Annotated in this window: 7 protein-coding genes; all 7 read right to left on the minus strand. The window is 46.9% G+C overall.

Annotated features, from left to right (window positions below; genetic code table 11):
- The gene (locus HGT70_RS00920; RefSeq protein WP_214194638.1) at positions 1–4,287 is read right to left on the minus strand and encodes a hypothetical protein; all 4,287 of its coding nucleotides are present in this window, start codon (positions 4,285–4,287) and stop codon (positions 1–3) included.
- Positions 4,287–5,570, minus strand: coding sequence for a hypothetical protein (locus HGT70_RS00925; protein WP_214194811.1), 1,284 nt, complete (start codon positions 5,568–5,570; stop codon positions 4,287–4,289). The genes HGT70_RS00920 and HGT70_RS00925 overlap by 1 nt, the downstream gene beginning before the upstream one ends.
- 17 nt (positions 5,571–5,587) lie before the next feature.
- Positions 5,588–7,114 carry a restriction endonuclease subunit S gene (locus tag HGT70_RS00930; protein ID WP_214194639.1) on the minus strand — a complete coding sequence of 509 codons (1,527 nt, stop codon included), beginning with the start codon at positions 7,112–7,114 and terminating at the stop codon, positions 5,588–5,590.
- The gene (locus HGT70_RS00935) at positions 7,114–9,267 is read right to left on the minus strand and encodes an HsdM family class I SAM-dependent methyltransferase (protein ID WP_214194640.1); all 2,154 of its coding nucleotides are present in this window, start codon (positions 9,265–9,267) and stop codon (positions 7,114–7,116) included. Before HGT70_RS00935 ends, HGT70_RS00930 begins: the two co-directional genes overlap by 1 nt.
- Before the next feature lie 50 nt (positions 9,268–9,317).
- The gene (locus HGT70_RS00940; protein ID WP_214194641.1) at positions 9,318–9,704 is read right to left on the minus strand and encodes a hypothetical protein; all 387 of its coding nucleotides are present in this window, start codon (positions 9,702–9,704) and stop codon (positions 9,318–9,320) included.
- Positions 9,705–9,891: 187 nt separating this feature from the next.
- On the minus strand, positions 9,892–11,178 hold the full coding sequence (locus HGT70_RS00945; protein WP_214194642.1) for an McrC family protein: 1,287 nt from the start codon (positions 11,176–11,178) through the stop codon (positions 9,892–9,894).
- Positions 11,171–13,246, minus strand: coding sequence for an McrB family protein (locus HGT70_RS00950; protein WP_214194643.1), 2,076 nt, complete (start codon positions 13,244–13,246; stop codon positions 11,171–11,173). Before HGT70_RS00950 ends, HGT70_RS00945 begins: the two co-directional genes overlap by 8 nt.
- Between the last annotated feature and the right edge of the window lie 62 nt (positions 13,247–13,308).

Consider the following 13,308-nt stretch of genomic DNA (forward strand, 5'->3'; position numbering starts at 1 on the left):
CTATAAACCAGTGGCAAAGGTTAGGCGCATTTTTACAATACCTTTGTCTACAAGTCCTTTTTGTTGCTCAGGTGTTAACGCGGGTTCTTTATTTTGGCTCAAAGCTTGATAAATCGGTTGCCAATCCGCCAGTGTTAAACCTGTATCTTTTAATATTTGCTCACCTTGACTCTGCCATTTTGTTTGGGTACTTTCACACACCAGTTGAAGTTCACTGACACCCAAATTGCTCACATCCCTCAGAGTCAACGCGGCAGGTTCAGCTTGCTTTTGAGAAGCCAATAGCGGTTTTAATAACGGCAACCAGCTGTTTACCTGCTCGATGGAGTTGCGTCTTACTTGGTTTAGACGCTCTTCAATTTTAAGTAGCTGGCCTTGAATCGGTGCAAGTTGACCGCGCGCCGGTTTTAAAAGCTCTTCTGGTAAGTCCCGTAACGATGAAAACTGCCCATTGCGCAAACTGTTTTGCAGACTTTGACGCTTGCTCTCGGCATCGTTGGGGAGATCGGCAATAGCGTCTTCAATGAGCTGTAATTTCATTACCAGTTTTGGTAGCTCTGCAATGTCATCAGCGTACTCATACTCAGCCGTTGCGCTATTAAGCCATTTTTGCAGTTGTTGGGCGCATAGGTTTTGCTCTGCGAGGTTATTAACCAGCTTCCCAAATCGTTCTTTGCAGTTGCGGTAGCTAGACAAAATATGTCCCTGAATCTCCGCTATCGGCAGCTGTTGCTCACTGTGCAGGTTTACACCCACTTCTTGCGCTAAGGCTGAAAGCTTGTCTTGCGCTTTGCCTAAGTCGAGTTTACGCAGGTAATGCAGTAAGGTATCGCTGTCTGCTTGCTGCTCTTTTTGTCCGGTGGCACTGCTGGTATCATCTTTTAACGCGCCGTCTAAAATATGGCCGATGGTGCGCAGCGTGTTGGTGTACAGACGTTTCGGGAAATTCGTCAGTGGGGCACACTCTGTTTCAACATCTATGATTAGATCAGCGAGTCGGTTGTTGATACGCTCAGCGCTGCGCTCAACAAATTCGGCAAATAAACAGGCCTGTTCAATCCGTTGATAAAGCGAGGTCGTTTTGTCTTCTAAGCTAAGAATATGGGCATCTTTTAGCATGGGCTTGGAACTATTAAGCGGTTTAACCTTTGCTACTCGCTCCAGCACTTCAGCACGCTTAAGGATAAGCCCTGCCAGTACTTGCGTGTCGTCGGTCTCGGCCATATCAGCCAATTGTTCTTCTTGCTGTTTGAGCTCGTTAAAGAGTGATTGCGCTTTTCCCAGCTGTTCTTTAGCTTCCACGGTGACAAAACCTAGCTTATTTGTACCCAGAGGCGCGAACATTTCATTAATGCGTGCATAACCGTAGACGCGGCTCATGACTTCCACATTAGCAGCGTAGCTGCCCATATCGTTACCACTGAACCAGTTTTGTGCTTCACTTATGGCATTTTCTAACCGCGAACGGGGGTAGTATTTCCAAATCGCCTGTTTTTCGGTTGGGTTGGTTAACGTGAGTAAGTTCAGTTGGCCACACCACCACATCCAGTCATTAAACACACCTTTGGCGGTAATGCTCGTTCCAGCAACATAGCCAAAATAAAACTGCTCCTTAAAGTCTTCGAATGCCCACTTGTGTTTTTTATTAGGATGAGCAATACGGGGTAAAAATAGTGGGATCTGCGCCTGGCTTCGCTGCACATTATTAAGTTCAGTAAATAGCCCGGCATGTTCATCGGCCGTGTAGCCTTTGGCAATATAGCTACCCGGTACTTTAAGTTTATCCAACAAGCTGCTCAGCTCATTCACTGGCACGCTGTGTTGCTGCTGTAAATCGAGAATGTCGTTTAGCTCAGGGTGAGCAATGGCCAGCTGATACCAGCCTTTAAACAACAGGTCGCGGTCATTCGGTGATAACTTACCCTCTACCTTTAATGGCCAGGCAATTAACCCGCGCTGCTGCAAGCGCTGGCGCCACTTATGAATAGCATCCGTGGCAAAGGTCGTCAGGGCATGCAGCTTGTTTTTGAATTTCGCGGTAAAGCTGTCGGCCGTTAAATTCACACCGTGCAACTGGCATGCTGCCAAACTTAAGCCAATACGCTCCAACTGGTCTGCTTCGCTTGGGTTGACATAATGTAGCAATATCGCATCACGCAACGCATTGCTTTCATCCAGCCGGCTGTATTGCTCCATAAGATGTGCAGATGCGGTTAACGCTAATACCGGCATGCGACCATTTTGGCGGCTGTGGTTTGCCGCAAAGGTGTGAAGATTGTTTAGCTCGGTTAGGTTGCTGACCCAGGCAAACAAAGCCTTACCTTCTGGGTGAAGCTTAAACCCATCAAGGGTAAGTAAACCTCCTTGGCGGCCACGGGGTTCGGTTAAAATGGCCAGAGGTGCATCGTCGCTGCCCGCTTTATTACTCAGCAAGTTTTCATCATAGGTCCAGTTGTTATCCAGTAATCTCACAAAGCCCGTTACACGGGCTAATGCCTTGATGAGCGGCTTCTGGCTACTTTGTTTGCTTAGTTCACTCATCGCCTGTTCATGAGCATCGCCCATGGCGGGATCTTTAAAAATCAGCGAGTTTTGTTGGGCATTGCGATAGCGCAAATCCAGGCGCAATAACATCGCCACACTGGGGCCAATGTGCGTTGCTTCGCTGGCGTCCAGTTCGGTAGTTTCACCCACCAACTTGTGCCATAAGGCATCGGCAGCAAATTCAATCGCAGGGTGGTCATACAGCAAGCTGAGTAAGTATTTAAACTCACCTTTTGACAGAGGCAGTAACGCTGCGCTTTTATCGCTGCTTGCGGCTTGTTCTTTAATCGAAAAAGTCCGCAGGTTATCCAGCAAAGTCTCTAAGCTCAGCGCTTGATCTACTGCAGGGTAGTACCATTCATCTTTATCGCGGCGGAATTTGGCTTGCTCCAGGGCTTGTCGGCATTGTAGGCGGTCAATGCTCAGTTTGTGGTAATGAGCGGCGATGGGTTCCAGATCTTCGTTTTTCAGCGCTAGCAATTCAGCGGCATGGCCCACTTCAGTTAAGCGCATGGGTAATTGGCCGTAGAGCAAACTACGGCATTCGATCAATAGTGCCTGGTCGCGGGTTTGAATGCCTTCTATCGCACCTTTATCCAGCACATGCCTGGCCACGCGACCAGAACCTGCCAGTACAGCTTCAAATAAATCGCCGACATCCTTGATAGTACGGCCTGCTTGTTGGTATTGACTCAGCACCGCATCCACATTCGCCATGATCACGTTAAACCAACCGAAGTTGGCACCACTCATCGCGTAAGCGGCTTCCACTAAACCAGCAGGGTAATTAAAACCCAGCTTGCCGTCTTTTAACAGGCTTGCCACATAGTCTGATACATCGGCAAAGGCATTGTGCTCAAGTTCCACTAACTCAAAGCGGCGTGCGACCGATTGAATTTCGCGCAATTGCTGGCCAAGCAGTGGTGAACAAAGTGCAACATAGCGCAACCATGGAAGTTTACGGCGAGGGTCTTCCTCTTTAATGGCTTTACCAATCAGGCGAATGGCTTGGCCATCGAGGCGTTTATCTTGTTCATCCTCCAGGCCAAAGGTGGCGGCTTCTGCAACGGTTTCCAGCTCATCCAGCACCACCAACATATACTGCACACCAAAGCGCTTTAATTCTTGATAGGCGGCTTGCACCAAACCGACTACCAGCCTTTGGTCAGTGTAGAGGTCTTCTTCGCTGTGGTTGGCGTTCAGCTGTAGGGCATCTGCTAACCGTTTAGCTTTAAAGCCCAATGGCATTAAGCGTTCATAGGCTTGTTTGGCAATTTCACTTTGAATCGATCCATCAAAGGTTTGGGTAGCCAGGGGTAATAGCGCTTGATATAAACCAAAAGCAAACCAGTTATCCGAGTTTTGATAATCTGATGCGACTTGCGAGTAGCGAATATAGAGCGCCAGGTATTTGTCTTGCGTATTGCGATTAAACAGTTGCTTATTGTACAGTTGGCCTTGTTCGTCGCGGACAAACCAGCCCCTGGAACAGTCGTTAATTTGTGCGACCAATTCATGGCCTAAACGTGATTTACCCCGGCCCCATTCGGCTTCGATGGCAAACACATGGGCAAATCGATCATCATCGTGATCCACCGTATGCAAAAAGGTTTGAAAGCGTTTAAAAAATCGGCTCTGGCCCACTAACGGGTCGCGAGGTGGGTAATCGGATACGCCCGTCGCCGCCCAGCGATGTTGTTTTGCCAGGCTATCAACCATTTGTTCGTTTAATTCAAAACTCATCACGCAGATCCTTGAAGGTTCATTCTATTGGAGGCGCGTTTTTTATTGGCATAGCAGTGTTGCGCCAGTTGCTTAATGGCCCGTTGTAACGTTTGGCTTTTGTAGCCAAATAGCGGTGCTAACGGCAAACTATAACAGGCATCACTGAAGCTTGTGTGAATTCGATAGTGACCGGATTCGCCACGACCCGCCTCGGTAAATTGCCAGATTTTTTGTGCCAGCAATTCGGCAATGAATGCGCTCAGAACGCGGTTAAGGTGGTTGATGCTTTCCGCGTTCGCATCGAGTGCCGGATAAAGAGTGATATTGATCTCATTGAGCAGCAGCATAAGGAACTCAGCCAAACTCCCCAGACTCACCTCATCACCGTCAATGCCTTGTACCGCCACATTGACTTGGCTGGGGGCAAAGGCATTTTGCCCGACGGGTAAGGCGAGTAATAAGCCACCACGTTGCTCGGCAGCCCAGGCATCTTGCACAAAGATAATAAGACTGAGTAAAAATAACCAGGGCCGTTGGGCGAATAGCTCGGTAAGCGGCACATTGTCATAACCTAAGCGGGAGACCAATAACCAATCGGCATTAGGTTTGAGGTCATGTTCATCAAGCAAGGTATTAGGGAGTGCTAATAAACGCCCACTACACCAATTGTTTGCAAGTTGTTTTGCGGTTAAATCCACCACTTGTATCGGTGCCGGTGGTTCATTTTGTTCGCTTAGGGTAAACAAGGTATGGCTGGTACGCAAAATACGGTATAGAGAGGGAATGGCAGCGTTGTCGTTTAAGCTATGGCCGAGTAAATCGCGTTCGGTTTGTACCAGAGGGCTGGCAATGATTTGCGGCGCGGTGATAGTGCTTTCCAATTGTGCTAATACCCATTCACTGGCATTGCCCAGTTGTTGAATTAGCTTAATCAACACCATTGGGTCATTCATCGCGCCTGCTTCCTGGCAGCGAGCGGCGGCTAAATTTATCCAATGTTGGCGAACGTCTGGGTTTAAGCCTAACAACGCTAATTGCCATTCACCTGACTGGCCTAAATCGTTAAAGGCATCAAGCAATGGCGCAGTGAGGCTATAGGCGCTAACGATATCAGTTTCAGCGTCGTTCTTTGTCGGCTGTATTATTGGTTGTAACAGTGACCTAAGGGCAGGCACAGCCTCCAATAATAACGCTGCTTTGTCGGCGATCAAACCACCTTGTTGCCAAAGCTGCAGGCAGAGGTTAAGTACCGCTTCGCTATTCAACGTGTCGTTATTTTGCCTGGTTGTATTGCTGTCCATGCCACTTATCACCATCTTTACTCTTCTGCCTCAGCCTGTGCTGCATCTTCCAGCAAACTGTACAACTCATCTATATCGCTAAATAGCGGTGTCGTGCCTTCAATAGCGTAACCTTTAGCGCTCAACTTGCTTAAAATCGCCAAGTCTAAGCTGTTATCGCCATCTTCCAGGGCTTGCTGGGCTCTGATCAATTGCTGCTCGGTCAGTTGGCCTTCGATTAATGACTCAACTAGGGTTTTGGCACTTCGCGTAAGTGCAAAAGCAATTTTTTTGGCCAGATTAATATTAATTAAGTTTTTTGCTAAGAATTCTTCAATATCATTCTTGAGCCTAATAATAGGAAGTTCATGGAGACTCGCGAGGTCCAAATAGCTGATAATGTTATTGACCGAAACTCGCTCACAATATAATTCTTTGATTGTCGAGGAAAGGAAATAAGCCAAATAGGCATTATCAATGCCCTTGGGCGTGAACCTGAATATACTACCATTAATATAGGTGCCAGCCAGGTGGGATTCTGCGAGTTCGCAAGTGGAGATCGCGCCTTTAATCTCCATTAGAATATCGCCTTTAGAAACTTTTGCCTTATCGGCAACCTCTTCTTCGGGTACGTAATTAAAGCATGTAGGATCTATGTTTGCATTTTTCAGATCTGTGGCACGAATAAATCTAACGTTACCTTTCCCGTAAGAGTTGCTTGAAGGTAAAACGCCATAAGATCCGCTTTCGATAAATTGCTTTAAGGGTTCAGAATTACTCTTGAACCAAAATTCATTAAACAAACTGAATTTTTCATCATAAAATGCCGGATCGAGGCGATCTTCTAGTTTTGCTCTAACGATTTTTGTGGATTTTTTTTCTTTGTAGCCTAGCTCAGCTAGAGCATTAGCAAACATAAACGATGATACTTGCTCAAGCCGCTTCGCCCAAGTGCGCAGTTGCTCGGCTTGTCGAACTTTATCCCCGATGTATTTTTGAACAAACTCAGACACTTTCGGAATAGGTAAACGTGGAACATCTAACAAGCTCACACCAGGAATGATAGTCCCCCGGCCTAGTCGCTTAAAAGCCTTTTGTCCTTGGTCACAGTTCAAGTAGCTAACGAGATAGTAAGGATCGCTAGAGGCCTTCATTTTCAGGTATATGACTTCTGAAGAGCAGTTCGCTTCGTTAACTTCAGATGAAACTACGCACGCATTTCCCATATCTCCTTTTCTAATAATTAAAACATCTTTTGGTCTTATCGTTGATTTTGTAAGCTCATTTTTATGAGAATCGAGAGATATCCGTTGGCATCCATCTAAATCAATATTGAAGCTTTTAATTACCTTTCCCGAAATATATGGAATACTATCAGCAGATTCAGAGTAATACCGTTCGACTGCAGATGTGTTTCCAATACCACTCGCTTCATAAAGTGACTGGAGTTCCACCCAGCCTTTGGACTTTATCAGTTTGTCATTTTCTACTAGACGCGGTTGATAAAAGTTAGGATCAAGTCTTTCCACAAGAATTGAGCTGTTTGTTCGAAAAAATTTGTCCATCACTCACCCCGCTTATAAGCCGACACAATCTTATCCAGATCGTTAGCGACACCGGCGTTATAGTCTTCGATATTATTTTTCACCACATACCCCAGCGTTTCAGCCACTGCCATAAAGACGTCGGTTTGTGGTTCAGGCAAAAATTGCTCTGGTTGGTTGGGGTTAGCATGGCGTTTTTGTAAATACAAAATCGAGGTTTTGGCCCCCGTGCCGGAGAGTTTAAAGCAGTCGCTCGGCAATGAAATTACCGCTTTGACTATGGCTTTACCGCCAACAAACTCGCCGGTTTTTTCGTCTTTTTTGCCCATAATGTACTCGCGCACATAACGGTCGCCGGAGTTACATAAAATACCATCGGGCAGCACTATTAACAGGCGGCCACCGGGTTTAAGCAGTTGCAGGCAGCGGTCGATAAAAAGTACAGCCGGATCAATGGTGGCACCTACCGGCTGCCATTTGCCCTTGCTATCGGGTTTGCTGCCAAGCGCGAGCCCTGCGGTTGTACGCAGTAGGCTGTAAAACGGCTTTTTATCAGTACCGCTAGTTTTACGTAAATCGGTACGATAGCCCGCCCATTTAGGCTCGCCGTTTTCATCCAGCTCTAAATCGCCGATATCCTCCCACTTCATTTTTACGTGGTCATACCAGGCGTTGTAGCTATCAACGACTTTTTTGGTCGGACGAAAACCACCGAGCACTTGCTCCATATTGGCTTCGTAATTGGCTTTTGAATTTTGACCATTTTTGCCTTTATCAAATTTAGGCGTACCGAACGGCGGGTTGGTACAAATAAGGTCAAAGCTATTCGGCTTCAGTGCGTTAGTGGTGAGCGAGTTGTCGGTATAAAAAATCTGCGCTTTGGGGGCACCTTGCAATGCCATATTCACGCGGGCCAGCATCACCATGCGCGGTGCAGCATCGGCACCGGTAAAGGCACAATCGCGTAATTTTTGTTTCAATGATTCTTTTTTATCGTCGGCCAGCACCAGCTTAAAATCGATCCATTTATCAATCTGGCTTAACGCCACCGAGCCAAAACCAAAGGAGCCACAGGTTGGGTCGCAGAAACGAAAATCGCCATTGGCTAAGCGCGACCGCATTTCATCGTCATCGTCGATGTCGTGCATAGCAATTTCTAGCATGGCCTGTTTTACAGGATTAGGTGTTAAATAAACGCCAAGGCCACCTTTGGACTCAAAGTTAGCGCGTAGGAAGACATCAAACACTCTACCGAGTAAATCTCCTGACACATCCGCCAACGTACCCTGTTCTTTAGCGGTTTTGCCATCGTTGGTTTTTACTGGCCCCAGGTTTTGTATTGCTTCCAGCAAATCCTGATAGTTTTTCGCAACAGACAGGCGCAGGTGTGTTTCTTTACTAAAGATGGGATTACGTGAGCCATCATCTGAGATCACAACGTAGTTTTCGTGGCTTTTAAATTCCTCAAAGGCGGCTTTGATTTGTGCAACGGCTTTATCGCCGTGCCTGGCCACATATTGCCAATCATAGACGTCACGAAAACGCAGGGTATTTCCCTCATCATCTTTAAAGGTAAGGTCTTCATCGTGATGCACGCGGAAAGTTTCTAAAAACAGAAGCTTAGCTACTTCTTCGATAATATCGTTTTTATCGTTTACCTTATCTTTAGTCACACGGTAAACATTTTCATGGAAGGCATCAAATCGCTGCATTAAGCGTGTATAAACACGCATCGACCAGCGAAAGGTTGGATCACGCTCCATGCGATCAAAGCTACGTAATTCTTCCAGACTTGGCAAGGTATCGGCACCGTGGGTACCGTCAGAACCATCGGCACCGAACAAGGCCAAAATACGTTGGTTTATGCCATCGTCCACAACGGCAAATACTGGCCAGTCACCTTCGATATCGCTTAACAGCTGGTAGGCTAAATCATCAAACTTTGCAGTGTCAGCGGCGTATTCCCAACGGCCTTCTGTCAGCGCAATCAACATGACTGGTGGCGTTAAGTTGCCTTCAACCTGGCCTTGAATGAGACCCGCCTTGGCGAATTCATGTTCGGGTAATTCGACCAATGGCTGAGTAAACTCGGAGTGCTGTTTGACCAGTTTATTGAACAGTGCTTCTAGCTGCTGTTGTGGGTCTTGTTTTTTTGCTTTTGCTTCTTTTGCCATGATGTTTTCTTGATTCCGTTAATACGGCCAATATTGGTTACAATGACCTGCTAATTTATTAATACTAGCAAAGGCCCTTTAATCTCTATCTGCGCGTGTTTCTGCGCCAGTTTGCGTATCTGCTGTTCACTGGTCGTAATACCAACAGGGAGCTTTTTCAGTACTTGTGCCAGGGGCATGCGCCCACCAGCTTGTTGTAACAATGATACTAAATGTGCCGCGACATCAGGAGTGGTCTGGTACGGAACCGCGGCGGGCTCTTCTAGATGGTTGTTCAGAGGCAATGAAGCCAGCCACAGCGACACTTGCATCTGGTTAAAACCGAGTTTTTGCCAAAGAGTTTGGTGCTCAGTAAATACAATTACCGCGCTTTGCTTAATCGTCGTTTGCTGAATGATTAACTGTTCCAGGTTCTGTCGCCGGTACTCATCAGTCATAGCATCTCTCTTCTTGTCAGCACCTAACCCGACATCCTATCTGTTTCGGTTGTATTATTCGCGCAACATATTGTCAGTGTTGTCATTAAATAGTTTCTATCATTGCGTAGCGCAGCAGGACTACTCTTTGCACGTTATTGGCAATTATCGCTTTGGCTGAAGGCTAAAATCCAGCTTTACTTAGCCGTTATGGCTTAAAGGGTTCACCCATCCACATCATTCTCTCCCCACGTTTCGCCATAATCTGGTAGGGCACCACCCATAATCTCAACGTCTCCGAGAAAGCAAAATGTTGGGGTATCGGTTGGAGAAAGTCATCATGTGCAGGGTAAATCAGGTACATCTCACCTGTTCCGCCAAGGTATTTTTGGCCGTAGGCAAACATTTGATAAAAGTCGGCTTGTGCGAGTCCGTAGAGTGATTTTTTTTCCTGGCTGCTATTCACCAGCTTCCATTTTGTATCCATTACCATGATGGTTTTTACTGGTTGGCGCGATTGAATCAATAAATCTGGGCGAAGCGTAAAGCAGTCGTTAGGGCCATGCGTCACCAGGGAATAGGTGGCAACCTGCGAGGTCACCTTAAGATGCGCAGGAAGCTCGTCGGGGAGGGTGTGTGCCACAAAAGATTCAAACACCGCTTCCATCGGAAACAACAGCGAGAGGGAATTAGTCTTTCCTTGCAAGGCACTGGGGCTCATTCCTCTTAGGATCAACTGCGCCCAGGCTAATGGCTCGTTGTAATGCGTCATACCGCGCTCAAGGCGTAAGCGGTTTATATCGCTGTCAATATCCCGACTAAGTGGAATACCGTCAAAAGCAAAGCGGAGTTCGCAAAGCCAGCGTTGATTCTCAGATGACAGCTTCAGGCTAAGCAGCTTAGCCAGCGCAGAATGTAAGAGCCGATTGGCTGCACAATCTGGTAGGTATTCATCATAGTTAACCCAAAAGTTATGACGATTAACTGTGTTATGCCGCAACTGCGCGGAAACCATCAGCTTGCCCCTCATAAAAGGAAGATTACCTTGCTCACTCACGTAGTCGGAGCGTAAACCCTGTTTAAGTAACTGGCTGACACTGTGCAGAAACTGACGAATAAAAATCTCAAGTAAAGGCATTTGTCGTGCTTGCAGCGTCGCCTGCTGGGTTTGAATATGCCGAAAACCAGGCAGATAGCTTAACATCGTCAACAACGTTTCTCGCGCACTAGCTGTTGTGAGGTTTTTACCCACCTTAGGCAAAATCTCAAGCTGGAAACCGTAAGGGGTTGACAGCATCCCAGCGTAGTTTTGCACCTGAAGCAACTTAACGCCTGAGCGTGATGTCAGTTTAATAAATTGGCTTCCCTGAACATGGGTTAGACTAAGCATCTCTAGATAATCAAAGACCGGTTGGGGGACAAGCTTTGCGCCCACTGACGCCGCTTTTCCACTCCCTAACAGGTCATATTCAAAAACAGAGAGCACTTCATCCATGGTTAACAGCCTGCTCGTCAAGAATGACCTGCTGCGGCTGATAAATCGCGCGGTAAGCCTGCGGTAGATTCCAGATTTCTTGATCAAAGGCTTCGAGCTCGTAAGCCGCCGCGTGGTGATCATGGCGTCGTAAAGTATGATTACGACCAAAAAGCGTATTGAGATCGTCGGTTTTCTCAATCACAAAGTGTAGGCGGTCGTCTTGCTTTTGGTTATCTGCTAGCACCAACCTGATCTTATTCCAATCATCGAAAAAGTATTCCTGTAATAATGGGAGGATCTTTTTCTGGAAGGCGATCTTCAATTGTTTAAAGGCTGCTTCTTCATCGCCGGCATCGAGAGCCTTTTTTACCGGCATAAAGAAGGCGTGTCCCAGCGTATGTTCACGATCGTAAAGGGCTTCGATGCGGTGATTGAGTTTTTCTAACAACGACTCGATTTCTATGCCCTTTACCTTGACTCCACTGAGTAACGCGAGATCCGGCATCATCTCGACAAAGTCAAAGCGGCGGCGCAACGCCGTATCCATCAGCGCTAAAGAACGATCTGCGGTATTCATGGCGCCAATAATGTCGATATTGGCGGGGATGCTGAAGGGCTCGCCGCTATAGGACAATTGCAGGCTCATTGCATTGGGCATCCCTGTACGCTTATCGACTTCGATCAGTGAGATCAGTTCACCAAAGATCTTGGAGAGGTTACCACGATTGATCTCATCAATAAAAATGGCATAGCGATGCGCGGGATCCGCTTTAGCTCGCTGACACAGGCGCATAAAGATCCCTGGCTCGATAGGGTAAGAGATTGAGCCACTTTCGTCAGAGCGCGCGCGGATACCCTCAATAAATTCTTCATAGCCGTAAGATTGGTGAAACGTAACCACCGCAAAACGCTGGATGGATTCGGCAGATTTAGGTCCTTGCTTTAACTCTGCATAAAGAGATAGCAACTCATCCACTTGCTCTAACTGCGATTCAACCAGGAACCATTCACTATCGGCTGTTTTGTCGAAAATCGCTGGTTCACGACGGCCTTTGTAAGCAACGGTCGTGGATTCTGGTACAGTGAACGATTGTAACGTTGCCCACGTTGTTTGCGAAAAGTTATCAACTCGGCCATTGAGCAGCGCTTTACGTTGAAACCACTGATGTTCTGTCATTTGGCGAACTTTGGCTCGTTTCCCAAGATCGAGCAATACTAGGGTTATGACCTGCATCCAGTTCAACGATTCAAGGCGAGAATCCAGCCAGGCATCACGATCGGCTGGCACAGCATGAGAGGTGTACTCTTTCATCTTTTGCTGCAAGGTAAAGGTTTTGCCCGTTCCAGGCGGGCCAAAGTAGATCATATTACTTGGAGAATGCCGAAGAGGCGTAAATTCGCTGGGCTCACCACTGGCTTTTGATGTGTTGACAGATACCTCGTCTTGTTTTAATTCATTATCGCGTGCGCGGAGTAATTCATAGATATGCCAAATCGCCATATTGACGTAATAAGGGTCTGCATTGGGGGATCGCACTTGAATCGCGTGTTTAAGTTCATGGTTTTTCTGTAACCAATTTCCGGTCAGGGCCAGACCGAGGTGATAATGGTTATTGAGAAATCCTGCTGCGATATTAAAAGCATTTTCGTCCACCGTGCTGGTGTAGTTTTCTGGTGAGAATGCGGCAAAGACACGATTTCGTAAACTCCAATACATGCGTTTAAGCTGCCCTGACTCTTTGGCCTGCTGCAATGCATCGCCTACATAATGGTAAGCCGATTCGTCCGGTTGTTGACTGACACGTTGAGTAAGTTCTCTAAGCAATGGCAGGTTCTGTTGATATTCCGCTAAAGAGGGAACCCCCTGACGAATACTGGCAATACCATTATCACGTTCATACCAAAGTCGCTTAATCAGATCATCCGTTTCAGGCCGAGAAAAAATGGGGGTATTTTGCAGAGAGGTCGTAAGTTCCCGGTATCGCTGATCCCATTGGGAGGATGCGTAGTGGTTATCTTTCGCTAGAGTTTCAAGTAATTCACTGATAGTCAGCTTGCCTGCTTCTACACTCTCGACAAGAGTCATTAAATTTTTTCCTTTTCTGTGATATGGCTTGGTATATCGTCGAAATAATGCATTTAAAACGA

Origin of the sequence: Rosenbergiella collisarenosi, from assembly GCF_018494085.1 — a bacterium.
GTDB lineage: Bacteria > Pseudomonadota > Gammaproteobacteria > Enterobacterales > Enterobacteriaceae > Rosenbergiella > Rosenbergiella collisarenosi.

Coding starts and splice junctions, on each gene's coding strand:
- HGT70_RS00945 (WP_214194642.1), bottom strand. CDS start 11,178: ATGGATGAAGTGCTCTCTGTTTTTGAATATGACCTGTTAGGGAGTGGA.
- HGT70_RS00940 (WP_214194641.1), bottom strand. CDS start 9,704: ATGACTGATGAGTACCGGCGACAGAACCTGGAACAGTTAATCATTCAG.
- HGT70_RS00925 (WP_214194811.1), bottom strand. CDS start 5,570: ATGGACAGCAATACAACCAGGCAAAATAACGACACGTTGAATAGCGAA.
- HGT70_RS00920 (WP_214194638.1), bottom strand. CDS start 4,287: ATGAGTTTTGAATTAAACGAACAAATGGTTGATAGCCTGGCAAAACAA.
- HGT70_RS00935 (WP_214194640.1), bottom strand. CDS start 9,267: ATGGCAAAAGAAGCAAAAGCAAAAAAACAAGACCCACAACAGCAGCTA.
- HGT70_RS00950 (WP_214194643.1), bottom strand. CDS start 13,246: ATGACTCTTGTCGAGAGTGTAGAAGCAGGCAAGCTGACTATCAGTGAA.
- HGT70_RS00930 (WP_214194639.1), bottom strand. CDS start 7,114: ATGGACAAATTTTTTCGAACAAACAGCTCAATTCTTGTGGAAAGACTT.